Raw genomic sequence first — 18154 nt, 5'->3', positions numbered from 1 at the left:
TTGGCTTTAGGTGAATAACTGACCAACCAGAACGGTAAAATAGTGTTTGTCTGAGCGTTGAGACGTTTAGACATCGCGCATTGTCGTCGCCGGCAACGCGCAAACGGTCCTAACGGAGCCAATCGGGTGCTCCGTTATATACGCAAGTCTAAGAGGGGCTTGTTTAGGAGGCACAGTATGGGACGTTTTACCAATCCTCGCGATCTGTACTTTGGTGAGGGCGCTCGCCACGAGGTGAAGAACCTCAAGGGCAAGAAGGCCATCATCGTTTCTGGCGGCAGCTCTATGCGCCGCGGCGGGTTCTTGCAGGACGTTGAGGCCGACCTTAAGGAAGGCGGTTTCGAGGTCAAGCTGTTCGAGGGCGTCGAGTCCGATCCGTCCATCGAGACGGTCATGAAGGGCGCCGAGGCCATGCGCGAGTTCGAGCCCGACTGGATTATCGCCATCGGCGGCGGCTCGCCCATCGATGCCGCTAAGGCCATGTGGGTCTTCTACGAGTATCCCGAGGAGTCCTTCGACAACATCATCCAGCCGTTCAGCTTCCCCGAGCTGCGTCAGAAGGCTCATTTCTGCGCCATTTCCTCCACCTCCGGTACCGCTACCGAGGTCACTGCCTTCTCCGTCATCACCGACTACGCCAAGGGCATCAAGTACCCGCTGGCCGACTTCAACATCACCCCTGATGTCGCCATCGTCGACCCCGAGCTCACCTACACCATGCCCGCCAAGCTGTGCGCTCACACCGGCATGGACGCTCTGACCCACTGCATGGAGGCCTACGTTTCCACCTTCGCCTCTATGTTCACCGACGCCAACGCCCTGCACGGCATCCGCGAGATCGTCGAGTGGCTGCCCAAGTCCTATGCTGGCGACCATGAGGCCCGTCAGCACATGCATGAGGCTCAGTGCATCGCCGGTATCGCCTTCTCCTCGGGCCTGCTGGGCATCGTTCACTCCATGGCTCACAAGACCGGTGCTGCCTTCGAGAACGGCCACATCATCCACGGTGCCGCTAACGCCATGTACCTGGGCAAGGTCATCCAGTGGAACTCCAAGGACCCGCGTGCTGCCGAGCGTTACGCTTACGTGGCCAAGGAGATCCTGCACCTTCCCGGCGAGACCAACGAGGAGCTCATCGCCGCGCTCGTCCAGAAGATTCGCGACCTCAACGACCAGCTCAACATTCCGCAGTCCATCAAGGATTACGCGAATGGTGGCGTGAAGGTCGACGCCGAGAACCCGCAGATGGTCTCCGAGGAGGAGTTCCTCGCCAAGCTGCCCGAGATCGCCGCGAACGCCGAGCAGGACGCCTGCACGCCCGAGAACCCGCGTGAGACCAAGGCTGCCGACTTCGAGAAGATTCTCAAGGCCTGCTACTACGACACCGACATCGATTTCTAATCGACTCTTGTTATCGTAACGAGGGGCTCCGCACGTATCTGTACGGAGCCCCTTTCTTTTTTCTTTTAGAGAATGGGATAGTTATGGCTGCAATTTTCAATAGCCCCAGCAAGTACATCCAGGGTCCGGACGAGCTCGCCAAGCTCGGCTCCTATGTCGAGCCGCTCGGCGCTAAGGCCCTCGTCATCGTGACGCCTTCGGGCAAGAAGCGCGTCGGTGCTAAGATCGAGGGCGGTTTTGCCGAGGCTAAGGCCGAGCTGCTGTTTGAGGACTTTAACGGCGAGTGCTCCAAGGGCGAGGTCGATCGCCTAGTTGCGCTCGCTCGCGACAACGGTTGCGACATCATCGTCGGCGTCGGTGGCGGCAAGATCCTCGACACCGCGAAGGCCGTCGCCTATTACCTGGAGTCCCCGGTTATCATTTGCCCCACCATTGCTTCGACCGATGCCCCGTGTTCGGCACTTTCGGTGCTCTACACCGACGATGGCCAGTTCGATAAATATCTCTTCCTTAAGGCAAACCCCAACATTGTCCTGATGGATACGACGGTTATCGCGGCGAGCCCGGTGCGCCTGACGGTTTCCGGTATGGGCGATGCGCTCGCAACCTACTTTGAGGCCCAGGCGACGCATGATGCCGACGGTGGCACTTGCGCCGGCGGTAAGGGCGGCATGGCCGGCCTGGCGCTCGCCAAGCTCTGCTACGAGACGCTTATGGCCGATGGCGTCAAGGCCAAGGTCGCGCTGGAGAAGGGTGCGCTCACGCCTGCCGTCGAGCATATCATCGAGGCCAACACGCTGCTTTCGGGCATTGGCTTTGAGAGCTCGGGCCTTGCTGCTGCTCATGCCATCCACAATGGCCTGACGATGCTGCCCGAGTGCCACGGCATGTATCACGGCGAGAAGGTCGCCTTTGGCACCATCGTTCAGCTGGTACTCGAGGATGCTCCGACTGAGAAACTCGAGGAAGTCTTGGGCTTCTGCATTGAGCTGGGCCTGCCGGTCACGATGAAGGAACTTGGCGTTGCCGAGCTTACGCGCGAGCAGGCCATGATTGTTGCCGAGGCCGCCTGCGCGCCCGATGACACCATGTGCAATATGCCGTTTGAGGTGACGCCCGAGATGGTCGCAAACGCCATCCTGGGTGCCGACGCGCTGGGACACTACTATCTCATAGATGAGTAAATCAAGCTAAGGAAGGGGCAAAGCCAGCAGACGGCTTTGCCCCTTTTTGCTATGGTGCAAACTAGCCTGACCCCATCGCACCAAGTTGGTGCAAAGGGGGCAGGTTACTTTGCACCAATCGTTGTTTGATGAAGGGCGGATTCTCGTATGGCGCTTCCTATGGTTTATGGCGGTCCCGGCCGGTATGTTCAGGGGCCGGGTGAACTTTCGCGTCAGGGCAGGTATTTGTCATGGTTGGGCTGCGCTGCCTATGTCTTGTTTGACCAGGGCACCGAGGATCGGCTGTGCAGGCAGATCGTCGATGGATTTCTGGACGAAGATCTAAGCGAGCCGTTCTTTAAGATTTATGACGGTCCGTGTACGGAAGAGGCCGTTGTCGAAATGGCTAAGGAAGCCCAGGCTGAGTATTGCGACATGGTGGTGGGTATTGGCGGCGGCAAGATGCTCGATATCGCCAAGGCCGTTGCGTTTTATGCCGAGTTGCCGTTGTGCGTATGCCCCACGGCGGCTTCGATGGACGGTCCGTGCAGCGCGATTTCGGTGTTGTATCACGAGGATGGATCGTTCGACCGCTATCTGATGCTCGAGAAGAATCCAGACCTAGTTGTGGTCGACACCAACGTGCTCGCGGCAGCCCCGCTGCGTATGACGGTCGCCGGCATGGGCGACGCGCTGGCAACGTACTTCGAGGCACGTTCGTGCGCCGCGGCGCATGGCGCCAACGAGCATGGTGGCGCGCCGGGACACTTGGCCTTGGTTGCGGCTCGTGCCTGCTATGACACGCTTATGGAGTGCGGCGTCGCTGCCAAGCGCGATCTCAAGAAGGGGCGTATATCGCCGGCGGTTGAGCGTCTGATCGAGTGCAATATTCTGCTCTCGGGCGTCGGCTTTGAGAGCGGTGGCTTGGCGTTGGCACATGCCATCGCCAACGGTCTGATGATTCTGCCCGAGTGCAAGGCCATGCACGGCGAGGCCGTGGCGTTTGGCCTGGTGGTCCAGCTGCGCCTGGAGCGTGCGCCCGAGCTTGATCAGGTGCTCGAGTTTTGCCAGCGCGTCGGTCTGCCGACGACGCTCGAGGAGCTGGGCCTTGGTGAGATTTCCGATGCCGATTTGCTGAGCGTTGCGGACGCAACTTTTAAGAACGAGCGTAACATGGCCAACGAGCAGGCCAAGGTGACCAAACAAAAGCTCATGCAGCTCATGTGCGAGGCATAGTTTGGCACTTGATTGACCTTGTGCAATCGAGGCGACGATAGGCCATAAGCTATTTGCCGCAAAGATGCGCCGCATGTAATTTGCCCGAGGCGTGGGCCGATGGCGTATCATTATCTCTTGCTTGTTTGCACTGCTCAGGGAGGGGCCGCGCATGGCGCAGGAACACGATTTGTTTGATGACATTATCGAGATCAGCAAGGGTTTCGACTTTCTTAAAAACCCGCTTGGCGGTGTGACCGATGCACTCGATCCGTCGGCGCCGCAGTGGAATCCTGCCGACTACAAGGAGCGTCCGCGCGGCAACACCATTCCGTGCCTGACCTGCAAAAACGAAAAGAGCGGCTGCACCGCGTGCATGGACGTGTGCCCGGTCAACGCTATCGAGGTCGAGGAAGACGCCATCGAGATCCTCGACTCCTGTCGCAAGTGCGGCCTGTGCGCCGCTGCCTGTCCGACCGAGGCAATCATCTCGCCGCGCCTGGCGCCCAAAAACGTCTACGACGACATTGTCTCGGCGGCTACGAGCCACGAGACCGCCTACGTCACCTGCACGCGCGCCCTCAAGCGCATGCCGCGCGAAAACGAGGTCGTCGTTGCCTGCGTGGGCGATATTACGGCCGAGACCTGGTTCTCGGTGCTGGCCGATTATCCCAACGTGAGCGTGTACCTGCCGCTGGGCGTGTGCGATAAGTGCCGTAACACCGGTGGCGAGGACATTCTGGGCGAGGCCATTGCTACTGCCGAGGAGTGGGCGGGCACGGGCATGGGTCTGGAGGTCGATCCCAAGAGCCTCAAGTGCCACAAGCGCCGCGAGTACGAGCGCAAGGAGTACATGGAAAAGATCGCCCGCACCACGGGCCTTACCGTGACAAAGCTCAATCCGGCAACGGCGGCACTGGCCTCGGTGACGCAGAAGCTCAAAGCCCATCGCCATCAGATCACGCAGCTCGAGCGCACGCTCAACACCATGTGCGGCACCACGACGACCAAGCGTCGCCGTTCGCTCACGCACGGGCGGCAGCTGGTGCTCTCGACGCTGCAAAACCACCCCGAGCTTGCCCAGAACATGCAGGTGAGCACGCCTGAGTGTGATTTTGACAAGTGCACGTCGTGTGGCGAGTGTGTCAATGTATGTCCCACGTTCGCCTGCGATTTGGTGGGAAGCGGCCGCTTTGCGTTGGAGTCCACGTATTGTTTGGGCTGCGGTGCCTGCGTCAAGGTGTGCCCCGAGCATGCGCTCAAGTTAGTTGAACATGACGCGTCCAATCTGGTCGTCGTCGATCCCGAAGCCGAGGAAAAGGCTGCCCAGAAGGCTAAGGCCCACGAAGAAGCCCAGAAGGTCAAGGCCGAGGCAAAGGCCAAGCTTGACAAGATGCTCGACCAGGTGGAAAAGCTCGCGGACTAGTCAGCGACCTCTATCTCTGCTTCATTCGTGCCGCCGTGGCGTCCGGGTTCGCCCAGATGCTGCGGCGGCGCTATACTTATGCAGTTTGAAATGCTTGTACCAAAAGGAGCTGTCGTGTCCCTTTCCATCGGTATCGTGGGCCTGCCCAACGTAGGCAAGTCGACGCTGTTCACCGCGCTTACCAAAAAGACCGGCCTTGCCGCCAACTACCCGTTCGCCACGATCGACCCCAACGTGGGTATCGTCGACGTGCCCGATAGCCGTCTGCAAAAGCTCGCCGACATCGTTAACCCGGGTCGCATTGTGCCGGCGACGGTCGAGTTCGTCGACATCGCAGGTCTGGTGAAGGGCGCCAACGAGGGCGAGGGCCTGGGCAACCAGTTCCTGGCCAACATTCGCGAGACCGACGCCATCTGCGAGGTCGTGCGCTACTTTAAGGACCCCAACGTCATGCGTGAGGTAGGTCGCACGGGCGAGTTCGTCGATCCCGCCGGCGATGCCGACACCATCATGACCGAGCTCATCCTGGCCGACATGGGTACGCTCGAGAAGCAGCTGCCCAAGCTCGAAAAGGAGGCCAAGCGCGACAAGGAGCTCATGCCCAAGTTCGAGGTGGCCAAGCGTCTGCTTGCCTGGCTCAACGAGGGCAAGCGCGCCGCATCCATGGAGATGACCGACGAGGAGCGTGCTGCCGCCAAGGGCCTGTTCCTGCTCACCATGAAGCCCATCCTGTACGTGGCAAACGTGGACGAGGATATGCTCAACGACGATCTGGCGCCCATCGATGGTGTTAAGCCGCTGCCCATCTGCGCCAAGATCGAGGCCGAGCTTTCCGAGCTCGATCCCGAGGACGCCGCCGACTACCTGGAGAGCCTGGGCTTGGAGCAGCCCGGCCTGGACGTGCTCGCGCAGGCGGCCTATAAGCTGCTCGGCCTGCAGTCGTTCTTTACGGCCGGCGAGATGGAGGTCAAGGCCTGGACGGTTCGTCAGGGCGCGACCGCCCCGCAGGCCGCCGGCGTTATCCACACCGACTTTGAGCGCGGCTTTATTAAGGCCGAGGTCATTGGCTATGACGACTACATCGAGCTCGGCGGTGAGCAGGGCGCCAAGGCCGCCGGCAAGCTGCGTATTGAGGGCAAGGACTATGTCATGGCCGATGGCGACGTCGTGCACTTCCGCTTTAACGTGTAAGGACGACGCACATGTTTAAATATGGCAAAAAAGCCGGCTACATGGGTATTGCGCTGCTCATACTTGCGGTGATTCCGCTGGTGGTCGCAGCGTGTGTTATCCCCAACATTGGTCCCGAGGTGGCAACAAAGTTTAATGCCGCCGGCGAGGCGACGCGCTGGGGCAAGAGCTACGAGTTGCTGGCGCTGCCGGTGCTCAACCTGCTGCTGAGCGTGGTGACGTACTTTACGGCAGGACGCCAGGCTAAAAACAATGATGACTCCGCCGCCATGGCGCGTATCGTGTGCGAACGCTACCTGCGCAACGGTTGCATCACGGGTGTGTTCCTCAACGTGGTTAACGTTTACTTTATGTACTCGGCGATTACCGGAACGGGCTTTGGCCTTGGTTTCTAGCTTGTCCTTTTAGGCAACGAGTCTGCACATATATTCAATGGCTGCTGCGAGGCCGCCGCTCGATCGTGGTTTAAAGACCATGTCGGCGGCGGTCTCGTTTTCGTATCCGGCGCCACGAAGGGCGAGTGCGATGCCGGCTTCTAGAAGGAGCGGCAGGCCGCGTTGGCTGGTTGCGATTACGGCAGCCTGATTGAGCGGGCAGCTGTGCGTTTGGCATTGGATGGCAAGTTCACCTTGCGCCGGGCAAGGGACCAGAACGGCGGCGACGCGACTTGATAGCAATGCAAATGCTGTGCGCTCATCGGGCGAAAGGCATTCGGCTTCAACGACGACGAGCTTGGGCGGTGCGCTGTTTGTGCGAAGCGTGGCTCGGTACATGCGGACCGAAGAACCCGACATAGAAAACTCCTGTGTATTCGGCAAAACGTAAACTATAGTTTACGTTTTTGTTCAGCTCCATTTCAAACTCGGCTGCATGGACGAACGTGCGAAACAGATTCTTGGCAGGCGGGTCGAAGAGACACGCAGGGACCTTGGTATCTCCAAGGTTGATTTTTGTGTGGCGACAGGAATCAGCCGACCCTACCTCGACCGAATCGAAGATGGGACGGCAAATTTCACGCTCAAGGTTCTATTTAAAATCGCGCCCGCACTCGGCATGACGGTGTCAGAGCTTCTCGAGGGGATCGAATAGGGGAAACCCGTCGATAACTGAATTACGCCATCGGGACGCGGTCGTGGTTGACTTGGCTGTAGAACAGGCGCTGAATCTCGGCCGCATCACGTGACTGGCCGAGTGCCCACATGGTTTTGGCCACGAGCGTCTCGGTGGTCATGTCATCGCCGCGCAGAATGCCCGGATGATCGGCGTAAGCGCGGCCGACCTCATAAACGCCCAGGTCGAGGCCCTCTTCGGGGACCTGCGTGGTCATAACGACGGTGCGACCCGAATCGACCCAGCGGAAAATCGCCTCTTGGAACGACTCGCCCGACTCGCCAAACTCGGGGATACCGCCAATGCCAAAGGTCTCAAGGATTACAGCGTCGTAGCTATCGGCAAGGGCGTCGAGGATGCCCGGGTTTACGCCGGGCGTGAGCTTGAGTACAAATACGCGCGGGTCGATGCTGTCGTAGAAACGCACCGGGTTTTCGCCCTGATGCGTGCCGTGAAGCCCGTTGCGCACGATGCGGTCGTTGCGGATATAGGCGATGGGCGGATAGTTGACGCTAATGAACGCGTTAAAGCTCATGGTGCGCTGTTTGCGGGCGCGCGTACCGGCAATGGCTACGCCGCCAAACACGATTGAGACGTCGTGCGAGTGCTCGTCGAGCGCATAGAGCAGGCTCTGGTACAGGTTGAGCTTGGCATCGGTAAAGGGATTGCCCATGGGCTTTTGCGAGCCGGTGAGTACGATAGGCTTGGGGCTGTCCTGAATCAGATAGGAAAGCGCCGCCGCGGTGTAGCTCATGGTGTCGGTGCCGTGCAGAATCACGAAGCCGTCGTGGTCGGCATAACCCTCGACGATGACGTCGCGGATACGCATCCAGTCACTGGGGCGCATATTGGTGCTGTCGATGTTCATGGGCTGCACGACGTCGAGCTCGCAGAGGCCCGAGATCTCGGGGACGCTCTGGGCGAGCTCCTCACCGGTCAGGGCGGGGGAGAGGCCGTTGCCGTCCTCGGTCGATGCGATGGTGCCGCCCGTGGCGATGAGAAGGATGCGCTTCATGCTGGTATTCCTATCGGTTTTGTCGCCGCAAGGGCGGAGTCGTTCGGCAGTATTGTGGCACAGGGCGTCCAATGTTCAAACGTAATACATCATCTGTAATGTTTAGTAATACTTCAATTGCCGTCAAATAAGGGCCCAGGTCGTGCGTTTGCCGTGCGCTGATGGCCGCGAGGGACGAGAAACCCCATATAACGTGTACACTATGGAAGTTATTTTCGTTCATTCACGCGGGTGGGCACCGGCTCCCCGCCAACAAGAGGGGGAAACCATGGATCAAAAGGCTTCCGCAAAGGTCCTCGTACTCGACTTTGGTGCGCAGTACGGTCAGCTCATTGCCCGTCGCGTCCGCGACCTCAACGTGTATTCCGAGATCGTTCCCTGCGACATCTCGGCCGATGAGATTCGCGAGATGAACGCCTCTGCGCTCATCCTTTCCGGCGGCCCGGCCTCCGTGTACGCCGAGGACGCTCCGTCCATCGATCCCGCCATCTTTGACCTTGGCCTTCCCGTCCTGGGCTTTTGCTACGGCCATCAGATCACGGCCGTGACGCTCGGCGGCAAGGTCGGCCACTCCGAGGTGGGCGAGTACGGCCGCGCCACCATCACGCGCACGGCTGGCGCCAAGCTCTTTAACTCCACGCCCATGGAGCAGACCGTGTGGATGAGCCATCGCGATGCCGTGTCCGAGGTGCCCGAAGGCTTTACCGTTACCGCCAGCACCGACGTGTGCCCGGTTGCCGCCATGGAGTGCGTCGAGCGCAAGATTTTCACCACGCAGTTCCACCCCGAGGTCAAGCACTCCGAGTACGGTCAGCAGCTGCTGAGCAACTTCCTGTTTGAGATTTGCGGCCTGGAGCCCAACTGGAGCATGGACAACCTGGTCGAGACCATGACGGCCGAGTTCCGCGAGAAGGTCGGCGACGACCGCGTGATTCTGGCCCTGTCCGGTGGCGTCGACTCCTCCGTCGTGGCTGCGCTGGGCGCCCGCGCCGTGGGCAAGCAGATGACCTGCGTGTTCATCAACCACGGTCTGCTGCGCAAGGGCGAGCCCGAGCAGGTGGAGGAGGTTTTCACCAAACAGTTTGACGTCGACTTTATCCACGTCCACGCCGAGGACCGTTATGCCGAGCTTCTGGCCGGTGTAACCGAGCCCGAGGAGAAGCGCCGCATCATCGGTACGCAGTTCTGGAAAGAGTTCTTCGCCGTGGCGCAGCAGCTCGAGACCGATGGCAAGCCGGTCAAGTACCTGGCTCAGGGCACCATCTATCCCGACATCATCGAGTCCGGCGCTCGCAAGACGGGCGGCAAGACGGCCACCATCAAGAGTCACCACAACCTGATCCCGTTCCCCGAGGGCGTGCACTTCGACCTCATCGAGCCGCTCGATCACTTCTTTAAGGACGAGGTCCGCGCGCTTGGTCTGGCGCTCGGCCTGCCGGGCCACATCGTGTTTCGTCAGCCCTTCCCGGGCCCGGGCCTGGCCATCCGCATCATCGGTGCAGTCGACAAGGAGAAGCTCGAGATCCTCAAGAACGCCGACGCTATCGTGCGCGAGGAACTCGACGCCTACAACCAGCGTCTGTTTGAGCAGACCGGCGAGCGCAACTCCGAGCACAGCTGCTGGCAGTATTTCGCGGTCCTGCCCGACATTAAGTCCGTCGGCGTCATGGGAGACGAGCGCACCTACCAGCGCCCGATTATCCTTCGCGCTGTCGAGTCCAGCGATGCCATGACCGCCGACTGGGCCAAGCTGCCCTACGACGTGCTGGCCCGCATCTCCGGTCGTATCGTGGCCGAGGTCCCCGGCGCCAACCGCGTGTGCTACGACATCACGTCCAAGCCGCCCGCGACGATTGAGTGGGAGTAGAACAGACGTTCGATAAAATAATATAGTATCAGATAGCGGGCACGGTTTCAATTGAATCCGTGCCCGCTGCTGTATGCGTGTCCTTGCACGCCCAATATGCGCCGTAAAAGCCGTCTTCTTCGACGTCAAAGTGAATGCGCTTCGTTTTTGCCTCTCAAAATCTTATTTTCACGATTTGCATTTTCATCCCGTTGTCACCGACCCTTGCGAGAAACCGGAAAAAGCCGCTGACAGAAGGGTCTCTCAAATCGTTGTAGCCCAGCATATAGCCGCGACTTGTGACCTGCAGACGGCTGTCCCACGTGCCGATTTCCTTGGCGGCATCCGAAACCGCAAAATATGCCCCCACATCTTTGATTTTTGCAGTCTTAAGCCATGTTTTTGCGATCATCTTTACTGCCGTCCGATTGGCAGCATCAAAGACCAGCACACTGCCGGGGAAAGCGTCCGCCATCCCCCGCACCAGTTCCCGGACCTGCTGGGTCAGAAAGTAATAGAACACCCCGGAGGCAAAGAACACCGCCCCGCGGGAGGCATCGATTTTGCTAAACCATGCGGTGTCTTTCAGGTCGCAGGGGATATTTTGTTCTCGATCCCCGGCGGGCAGTAGCTGCTGCCGCAAGGCAATCACATCCGGGAAGTCCAGATTGTAGATCTTGCATCTACCGTTGTCGCAGGTTCTGCCGGTGTTGTCCAGCCCGCAGCCCAGATTGACCACCGCCGCATTGGGGTGGCCTTTCAGGTAATCCCGCACCTCGAAAGCAAGATCACTTTGCCGTGTGGCCACCTCCAGCGCACCAAAGCGCTGCATCAGGCTGCGGGAGTTTTTCTCTGCCTCTGAAAAGTCGTAGTCGATCTGGTCGAGCAGGCGAACCGCTGTTTCATCCCTGTAAAGGTTCGGGTACAGCTCCGTACACAGCTTCCGGGAATACAGCGGGAGGATCAGCGTCTCCTGCACGGTGTTTTTCTCAATTTTATATTTCATAGGTGTCTTCCTCAGTGAATAAAAACTGTCATAATTGCCGCCAGCATAGCCGCTATGACCGTCATGCCTATCGCCATGTGCAGGATGGATGCAAAAACGCCCGTGCTTGATGCCCTTACTTCCGCGCCGTGACGCAGAGCCACTTTTTCTTTTTGCGTATCTGCACCTCGTGAAAACCCGCCTGCTCCAAACACGCCTTTAATTCAATGTCCTTGTAGATGGTCATGCCGCCGATGATCTGCGTCCACCTCTCGTCCCTGTCTGTATCGCCATTGCTCTCGTTGCAGATAAGAATTTTCCCGCCTGGCTTCAGCGTCCGCCAGACCTCACGGAAGCATCGGGGCAAATCAGGCCAAAAATAGACGGTCTCAAAGGCCGTGGCAGCATCGAAGTAGCTATCCTCAAACGCCATATCCGCCACACTGCCTTGCAGAACGGCGCAACGCCCCTCCTGAATTGCAGTTCGGTTGAGCTTTCTGGCCTTCTCCACACTGACGGGCGAATAGTCGATGCCCTTGACGACGCCATGCGGGCATTTTTTCAGCAGCCGTTTTATGTTCGCCCCGCCGCCGCAGCCGCAATCCAGCACCTTGGCGTTTGGCGCAAGTCGTAGAAACTGAAGTCCCCACCGCGCCACAGGGCTGTGGCCCAGATTCATCATGGCAACCATAAGTTTTCCGCCGAGGCCCACGGGCTTGCGGGTGTTTTCAAAGAACGACATCTGGCCCCTCCGATTTCGTGCATTCCGCATAGGTCAACGGGAACGAGGCCTTCAGCACCGAGCTTTTCTGCACCGCCCAGCCGTTTTGACGCAGGAAACGCAGGTATTCCTCGCTTGTCCACCTGCTGTGGAGGGGGAATCCCGCCATACTCATGAAAAAGGCTTTTGCCTTGCCGGAAACCGAGTTCCCCGCGTGGGTGAAGGTTGGAGCGATGAGCACGCCGTCGTCCTTCAGCACCCGCCTGATTTCTTGCAGGGCCTTTTCCGGATGCGGCACTATGTGAAGCGCGTTGGACACAATCACCACTTCGAAGGACTTCTGTGCATAGGGCAGGCGGAACATATCTTGTACGGAAAAGTGCAGCTTTGCGGATTGATTGTCCCGCTTTGCTTCAAGGATCATCTTTGCAGAGGCGTCCGTAGCCTCGATGTGCGCCGCCGCATTTACGATGCTCTTTGCGATAAGCCCCGTGCCGGTGGCAACCTCCAGCACGGTTTTTGCTTTCACTACCGGCCGGATCAGCCCATACATCTTCTCATACGCCGCCCGGTCGTTTCGCATGAAACGGTCGTACCGACTGGCATTCTTGTCCCAGAAACCCTTGCGTTCATGCATGGCTGTCGCCCCCAAACAGTTAGAGCTATCTAACTATAACACACGAATCATGCAGTAAGATGAGGCTAACCTTCTTTTCTTGGCTAAGACGCATCTCTTCGGTTTTCGCTTATAGCGGCGCGAGTCAGATGCTAGGCTGGAGCTGAAGAAGGAGCTTGGCGGACAGGTAGGTCGATACCGGTTCCCGGAACGGTGATCAAGCCAATTACACCAGGGCCCTAGTCATTGAGTGGGAATAGAAAATTCCTTAGTTATGGGGGTATAAATTTGATTTCCTTTAGGATACACCCCCATAACTATATGAATTGACCTGCTGACTCCAATGAAGATTGGAGGGCAACTGCCAGGGGTGACGGCCCAGCGAGTGTTATTTTGCGAGCTATGCGCGTTGAAAGCGACCTTTCGTGGCATAAACTGCTTGCCGGAAGCCGCGGCTTTCAGAGTACGGCTTACGTGTACGTTTAACCTCCGTGGGCGACGGGGTGCCGCAAGGCGTAGAATATCGCCCACCTGTAGGGGCCTGCAGCGATGCGGGCCCCGCTTCGTATGAGGGGGCGCAACCGGTGAAGACCGTATCCATCTCCCAGGACTTCTTCGACCTCGTCGAGGGCGACCGCGAGCTCATGCTTAAGCACAATCTCCCCTGCATCGTGGTGGTGAGGCTGCGTTTCCGCGGGAAGCGCAGGGACTTCGCCGTGCCGCTGCATTCCAACATCGCCCCCAACGTGCCCAAAGACCAGTACTTTGCGTTGCCACCCCGCCCCACGACGAGCCCCGGCTGTCGCCACGGCATCCACTACATCAAGATGTTCCCCATAACCAAGTCCTACCAGCGCCGCTTCAGGACCGAGGGCTCGGCCTACTACGAGACGCTCCAGCGCATCATCGACGGCAACACCAAGCGCATTGTCTCCGAGTGCCAGGCGTACCTCGACCGCTGCGAGCGCGAGGGAAGGCCCCGCTTCGCCGTCGACATCGACCGTATCGTGGGGCTGCTGGAGGGCGAGAAGTAGGGCACCTCGGCTCAGTCTCGAGCCATGTGGAGTCGCTCCGCATTTTTGAACGCCGCGTGTGCGTCCCAAATACTTGAGAAACAAGCTGTGAAGTGCAGTGGCTCGAAGCGCGCCTCCGCCTCATCCGCGCGACGCTGGCTTCTTGCTTGAGCCGACTCCCGCTTCATCGCTTCCCGCTGTGCTGCGAGCGCCTGTTGTGCCTTGGTGCTCACCGCGGGCCGCTTAAGGGCTTTCGCTGCCTCGCGAGCGCGTCGCTTGGGATTCTTCGCGGGCTTGCTTGTTTCCGTGGCCTCGTCACCGAAGAACGAGAGCTTCGCCCATTTGCTTGTAACGAATTGCAGGATTTCCTCATTGGACGGTTCTGCACCGAAGACGATGCGGACGACGCCGTATCTGCCGTCCTCGACATGCTCCGCCAGCCCGACCCAGAATTGGCCGTCATGATATACGGTCAGGGTGGATGACACGCTGATCTGCATGGTTGGTTCCTCCTTTATGTAGATGACCATGCAGAGAAGGGACAACCAAGGAGGCAGGTTACTGATGCGGACTCCCGCACGCCCACGACTACCCGACGGGGACTGTGTTTTCATCTCTGGTGCCCGCATTGTAGCACGCGCGGATTTACGATGTTGATCGCCGGCGCCTAGGCGGAGATGAAGGCGGTTCGATCTAGGTCAAGCCGGTCGCTCGTTCATGAAGCGGCCGATTCCCTGAAAATAAAAGGCGCCCAGGAGGACACCTACAGGCTATCTTCGAACTACTTGGTTTGGGGCAGACGGAGGAAAAAATAGGGCAGAATCGCTCTCACGATCCCGCCCCGCAAACCCGAGGGTTTCTAACTGGCTCCATTATTCCGGGCTTCTCAGTTCTGTCATTGACCCAGGTATCACCCGTCTCCTATAGCGAGTGAATATAAAAATAGGGCAGAGTCGCTTGCGCAAGTCCGCCCCTAAAACCGTGAAGGTTTTGCTATCTGCAGGCTATTCTACCAACCCGAGCGATTCTGTCAACCTGCGAAGGAACTCGAGCGCGGAGCGAGCTGCGGCGTCGGGCCCCTTGTCGGGCAGCGCCTCGGTTTCTCCGTCGGCCCTGGCGAACATCTCGGCGAGCTCGGATGCGGCGCGCGAGCGCGAGGAGCCCTCGGGTACCAAGCCGGAGTGCGCCACGAGCACGGTCGCGACCTCCTGCATGGCCGTATTCCCCATCCACTTCCTCCTGGTCGCCTTGGGGATTCCCACGGCGGCCACCCTTCGGGAGACGCCGCTGGACGCCGAGCCCCGGGCGGCGCCCCTCTCGGCGAAGCAGTTGATCAGGCACGAGCCGTGCGCGGCGCAGTTGCGGACGGACTTCACGCGCTTGAGGTCGTAGTGGGAGGCCTCGAGGCGCCTGTCGCCCCATCGCCTGGCGCAGAAGCGCACGAAGTCGATGAGGGTGCCGAACGAGGTGAGCTCAAGGAAGGCCCAGGCAGGCATGTCGCCGGAGTACTTCGCGTAGAGGCTCGAGCTGTAGGGGCTGCGGCCGCTCATCTTGAGCTCGCGCAGGCGGTACTCCCTGTTTGCAGTGGTAAGCGATGCCATGTAGTCGGCCACGATGGCGTAGCCGTCCTCTCCACGGTCCTCCATCTCGCGAAGCAGTGTCACCTTCTGGAAGTGCTCGATGTCGAGCGTCATGCCGAGCAGGGCGTGGCGCAGCTCCTGGTCGAGCGCCGCGAGCAGGCGCAGCTGGCCGAAGTCGAGGTCTACGTAGCGGCCGTCGCGCGGGCCTCCCTCGTATTTCGAGAAGAGTTTGCGGTAGGATGCGAGCTTGAAGAAGTTGCACTTGTCGCGCAGGTAGTCCGCGGCCTTTTCCTCGGAACACAGCTCGAAGGCTACGCCCTTCTGCTTGAGGTGCTCTATCTGCTGCTCGATCGTGAGGATCGGCTTCCTATCGTGGGGTTCGGCCATGCTCGGTCTCCTGTCATAAAAAGTATTGCCTATTTTACCAGCATGTCCTCGACATTCGGTGGAAGCCTCATCGTCGACTCATGGGCAAGCCGCCCGATACGACTCCCTTTCCCTGTCAGTAGTGCAGTCGCCTGACCTGCGGCTTTGGAATCTCGTTGGAAGCCGCTCGCGACCAATCATTTGCAGTTGTTGCGAGTGGCTTGTGCGTGATGCTGCGGTTGAGTTCCAGAAACGGGCGATTCCGCCCAATCGGGCATCCGAATCACGGCCGGAAGCTCCTTTGGGACAAAAACAAAAACTCAAAGCCCTGAGTTTGAAAAAAGTTTTTGAAGTTGTCCCAGCTTTTGTCCCCGAAGCTGACGAGACGCGACATCGCGTCATTCGGCGGCACGCGTTCCGTGTCGATGCCGAAAACTGGGTGCAACTGGAATGACGGGACGACAGAACCAAAGCCACCAGCGAAATAGTGGGAATAACAGCCCTCGAACCCTTTGGTTCGAGGGCTTTCTTTTTGCATCTTTACCTGGGAAAACGACCCAATTATTCCCGTGTGTCCCTACTGGGCGGTACAACGGAGTACTCGGCGGTACGGGAATAATTAGGCCCTGCGGGAATAATTCACAATTCGGGTCCCCCGAAGGCCGATTTCGAGCGGATGAAACTGACTTGAAACTGCGAGGCGGATTCAAGCCCTCTTCAATTGCATTCGCCCAGGTCAACAAATGGGAATAAAGAAATGCGAAAATCGGTTTCCGCAGTTTCAGTGACCCCGAATGCCGCCGAATAACGCCGTGTATTCTGAGCGTATTGCTTGCATTGTTGCATTATTTTCCACAATGCAAGCATGGAATAAATCGAAGTCATACGAGCCACCAACGACATCGCCTCTTCCCAAAGGGGGCTCTTCACATCTGTGCAGGCGAAGGTGCTCGGCGTCGAGCGGTACGCGCTCTCGAGGCTGGAAGGGCTCGGCAACATAGAGAGGCTCGCGAAGGGCGTCTACCGCATGGGCGGCTCACCGAGCACGCGGGAGGAGGACGTCCTCGCGGCCTGACTGTCGATCGACCCGGGGAGGCGCCCCGTCGCCATGGGGGCGACGGCTGCATGGCTCTACGGCATCGGCGAGGTCAGCCCCTCGCCCTACGAGTTCTGCACGCCCGAGAGAAAGCAGACTAAGCGCCCGAACCTGATTCATCAGGAAGCGCCGCCTCGACCCGAAGGACGTGGCGATCGTCTCGGACATCCCGGCGACGAGGCCCTGGCTCACGGTGGTGGACCTGATAGACTCCGGGGAGGAACTGAGCCTGGTCGCGAACGTGCTCGCGGACGCGCTCGAAAGGGGCCTCGTCGAAGACGAGGGCGCGCTGAGGGAGAAAATCGACGCCGGGGGGCAAAAGCCGGGATGCCGGCGGGGGCCAGCCTGTACGATTCGTTAGCTAGGAGGCGGGAAGAATGACGTACGAGAACGGCGGTCAGCTCGACAGGGCCCTGAAGAGGGCCGTTCGCGACAGGGGCGGTGACCCCGGGGACGGCTGTCGTCGGGCTTTGCGCGACCGGTTCCTGCGCAGGGTGTTCAGCAACCCCGACGGCCGGTTTATCCTCAAGGGCGGAAGCGGGCTGCTCGCGCGCATCCCCGACGGCCGCGTCACGCGCGACATCGACTTCGCGACGGCATCTGTGTTTGATAGCGTTCAATTTACGGGTTGGGGCTGCGGTGGAAATCCTGGACCAAAAGAGGACCAGGATTTCCACCGCAGCCCCAACCCGAAAATCAGGCTTGACTAAACACAGACGGTCTGCTGCGCGAGTACTTCCCGAAGGGGACCGGCTTCTCTGCGGTCTCGGACGAGGAGGTCGAGCGGGTGTACGATGCCATCAACCGCAGGCCCCACAAGCGCCTGGGGTTCAGGACGCCCTACGAGGTCCACTACTCAGGGGTGTTGCAGTTGCTCTGAGAATTCAAGCTCGAAAAGGCGCAAGCAAAGGTATCTTGACTACGCTCTAAAGCGCGGCGTGAAGTCCGGCATCGTTGACGCGCTGAGGCTTCAGGGAATTGCCGCGAGCGAGGTTGATGCAGTTTCTGTTGTGGTTGACGAGCATTCGACTTCGATCGACGGAAAGTACAACCTGGCAGAATCGGTTGATGAGGAGCTGCGCTGCGGCATGTTCAACCCAACGTGGCAGACCTCCTACCCTCCTGTATTTAGCGACTGGCTGCCCAAGATTCCAGTCTCCTATGTCGACTCCTCCAAGGTGGCTATGGTGAGGGCGGCTGACGTGACGGCGAACTGGGCATTTATGGCCGAGCGCGACAAAGAGACATATCCGCGAGCCTACGAGATGCTATCAAAGGCGACGGTCCTCGGGCTTCTGTAGCGTTGGACATGTAACTATCTGTCTTTTCAAAAGCCGTGAAGATCTTGGTGGATGATAAATTGCGATTTGTCGACCTGGGTGACGAAGTCGGCGAACTGGCGCTGAAGGC

Annotated in this window: 21 protein-coding genes and 1 pseudogene; 15 read left to right on the top strand and 7 right to left on the bottom strand. The window is 59.2% G+C overall.

The features are described 5' to 3' along the window. Window positions 1–177: 177 nt before the first annotated feature. From DW754_RS01095 to DW754_RS01070, 6 genes are all read left to right on the top strand, one after another. Complete coding sequence (locus DW754_RS01095; RefSeq protein WP_055251037.1) at window positions 178–1401, top strand: iron-containing alcohol dehydrogenase; 1224 nt, start codon at window positions 178–180, stop codon at window positions 1399–1401. 83 nt (window positions 1402–1484) lie between these two features. Beyond that, a complete protein-coding gene (locus DW754_RS01090; RefSeq protein ID WP_117759156.1) occupies window positions 1485–2585 on the top strand; it encodes a glycerol dehydrogenase in 1101 nt (366 codons plus the stop codon). Between the two features lie 147 nt (window positions 2586–2732). After that, entirely contained in the window at window positions 2733–3800 is a 1068-nt protein-coding gene (locus DW754_RS01085; protein ID WP_117759158.1) for a glycerol dehydrogenase, read from the top strand. Window positions 3801–3951: 151 nt separating this feature from the next. Further along, window positions 3952–5205, top strand: coding sequence for a 4Fe-4S binding protein (locus tag DW754_RS01080; protein ID WP_117759160.1), 1254 nt, complete (start codon window positions 3952–3954; stop codon window positions 5203–5205). Between the two features lie 114 nt (window positions 5206–5319). Next, on the top strand, window positions 5320–6396 hold the full coding sequence (ychF, locus tag DW754_RS01075) for a redox-regulated ATPase YchF (RefSeq protein ID WP_035136922.1): 1077 nt from the start codon (window positions 5320–5322) through the stop codon (window positions 6394–6396). 11 nt (window positions 6397–6407) lie between these two features. After that, window positions 6408–6791, top strand: a complete 384-nt coding sequence (locus tag DW754_RS01070) for a DUF1648 domain-containing protein (protein WP_117759162.1) — start codon at window positions 6408–6410, stop codon at window positions 6789–6791. Window positions 6792–6800: 9 nt separating this feature from the next. On the opposite strand, the gene DW754_RS01065 is transcribed toward DW754_RS01070, so the two are convergent. Further along, on the bottom strand, window positions 6801–7190 hold the full coding sequence (locus DW754_RS01065; protein ID WP_117640122.1) for a hypothetical protein: 390 nt from the start codon (window positions 7188–7190) through the stop codon (window positions 6801–6803). 76 nt (window positions 7191–7266) lie between these two features. Here DW754_RS01065 and DW754_RS11245 point away from each other — a divergent pair, with 76 nt between their 5' ends. Then, the gene (locus DW754_RS11245) at window positions 7267–7485 is read left to right on the top strand and encodes a helix-turn-helix domain-containing protein (protein ID WP_035136926.1); all 219 of its coding nucleotides are present in this window, start codon (window positions 7267–7269) and stop codon (window positions 7483–7485) included. Between the two features lie 22 nt (window positions 7486–7507). Here the strand turns inward: DW754_RS11245 and DW754_RS01055 are convergent, their stop codons facing one another. Further along, a complete protein-coding gene (locus DW754_RS01055) occupies window positions 7508–8521 on the bottom strand; it encodes an asparaginase (RefSeq protein ID WP_117759164.1) in 1014 nt (337 codons plus the stop codon). A gap of 268 nt (window positions 8522–8789) precedes the next feature. On the opposite strand from DW754_RS01055, the gene guaA reads away from it, so the two are divergent. Continuing rightward, window positions 8790–10388 carry a glutamine-hydrolyzing GMP synthase gene (gene guaA / locus DW754_RS01050; RefSeq protein WP_035136929.1) on the top strand — a complete coding sequence of 533 codons (1599 nt, stop codon included), beginning with the start codon at window positions 8790–8792 and terminating at the stop codon, window positions 10386–10388. A 154-nt stretch (window positions 10389–10542) separates the two neighbouring features. On the opposite strand, the gene DW754_RS01045 is transcribed toward guaA, so the two are convergent. The 3 genes from DW754_RS01045 to DW754_RS01035 all read right to left on the bottom strand — a co-directional run bounded on the left by DW754_RS01045 (window position 10543) and on the right by DW754_RS01035 (window position 12710). Continuing rightward, on the bottom strand, window positions 10543–11373 hold the full coding sequence (locus DW754_RS01045) for a class I SAM-dependent methyltransferase (protein ID WP_117759166.1): 831 nt from the start codon (window positions 11371–11373) through the stop codon (window positions 10543–10545). A 115-nt stretch (window positions 11374–11488) separates the two neighbouring features. Then, window positions 11489–12094, bottom strand: a complete 606-nt coding sequence (locus tag DW754_RS01040) for a class I SAM-dependent methyltransferase (RefSeq protein WP_117628878.1) — start codon at window positions 12092–12094, stop codon at window positions 11489–11491. Then, window positions 12081–12710, bottom strand: a complete 630-nt coding sequence (locus DW754_RS01035; protein WP_117628877.1) for a class I SAM-dependent methyltransferase — start codon at window positions 12708–12710, stop codon at window positions 12081–12083. Before DW754_RS01035 ends, DW754_RS01040 begins: the two co-directional genes overlap by 14 nt. Before the next feature lie 563 nt (window positions 12711–13273). Between DW754_RS01035 and DW754_RS01030 the strand changes: the two genes are divergently transcribed. Next, window positions 13274–13723, top strand: a complete 450-nt coding sequence (locus DW754_RS01030; RefSeq protein WP_117759168.1) for a hypothetical protein — start codon at window positions 13274–13276, stop codon at window positions 13721–13723. Between the two features lie 11 nt (window positions 13724–13734). Here the strand turns inward: DW754_RS01030 and DW754_RS01025 are convergent, their stop codons facing one another. Both DW754_RS01025 and DW754_RS01020 read right to left on the bottom strand, forming a co-directional pair. Beyond that, the gene (locus tag DW754_RS01025) at window positions 13735–14202 is read right to left on the bottom strand and encodes a YjdF family protein (protein WP_233508835.1); all 468 of its coding nucleotides are present in this window, start codon (window positions 14200–14202) and stop codon (window positions 13735–13737) included. Between the two features lie 504 nt (window positions 14203–14706). Then, window positions 14707–15669 carry an Abi family protein gene (locus DW754_RS01020; RefSeq protein WP_117759170.1) on the bottom strand — a complete coding sequence of 321 codons (963 nt, stop codon included), beginning with the start codon at window positions 15667–15669 and terminating at the stop codon, window positions 14707–14709. Window positions 15670–15871: 202 nt separating this feature from the next. Between DW754_RS01020 and DW754_RS10855 the strand changes: the two genes are divergently transcribed. The 6 genes and pseudogenes from DW754_RS10855 (at window position 15872) to DW754_RS00995 (ending at window position 18045) form a co-directional block, all read left to right on the top strand. After that, window positions 15872–16102: a hypothetical protein gene (locus DW754_RS10855; protein ID WP_128619958.1), complete on the top strand. Its 231-nt coding sequence runs from the start codon at window positions 15872–15874 to the stop codon at window positions 16100–16102. Between the two features lie 420 nt (window positions 16103–16522). Beyond that, complete coding sequence (locus DW754_RS01010) at window positions 16523–16723, top strand: type IV toxin-antitoxin system AbiEi family antitoxin domain-containing protein (protein ID WP_117583310.1); 201 nt, start codon at window positions 16523–16525, stop codon at window positions 16721–16723. 169 nt (window positions 16724–16892) lie between these two features. After that, complete coding sequence (locus tag DW754_RS01005; RefSeq protein WP_117583309.1) at window positions 16893–17105, top strand: hypothetical protein; 213 nt, start codon at window positions 16893–16895, stop codon at window positions 17103–17105. Between the two features lie 16 nt (window positions 17106–17121). Continuing rightward, window positions 17122–17454 carry a nucleotidyl transferase AbiEii/AbiGii toxin family protein gene (locus DW754_RS01000; RefSeq protein WP_117583308.1) on the top strand — a complete coding sequence of 111 codons (333 nt, stop codon included), beginning with the start codon at window positions 17122–17124 and terminating at the stop codon, window positions 17452–17454. Next, window positions 17454–17624, top strand: a pseudogene (locus DW754_RS11105) (IS30 family transposase); the annotation flags it as partial. The gene DW754_RS01000 and the pseudogene DW754_RS11105, both read left to right, overlap by 1 nt. Before the next feature lie 58 nt (window positions 17625–17682). Further along, window positions 17683–18045, top strand: coding sequence for a hypothetical protein (locus tag DW754_RS00995; protein WP_117583307.1), 363 nt, complete (start codon window positions 17683–17685; stop codon window positions 18043–18045). The last annotated feature ends 109 nt before the right edge of the window (window positions 18046–18154 follow it).

This window comes from Collinsella sp. AM29-10AC (genome assembly GCF_003469085.1).
Lineage (GTDB): Bacteria > Actinomycetota > Coriobacteriia > Coriobacteriales > Coriobacteriaceae > Collinsella.
This window is presented reverse-complemented; position numbering and strand designations above follow the sequence as displayed.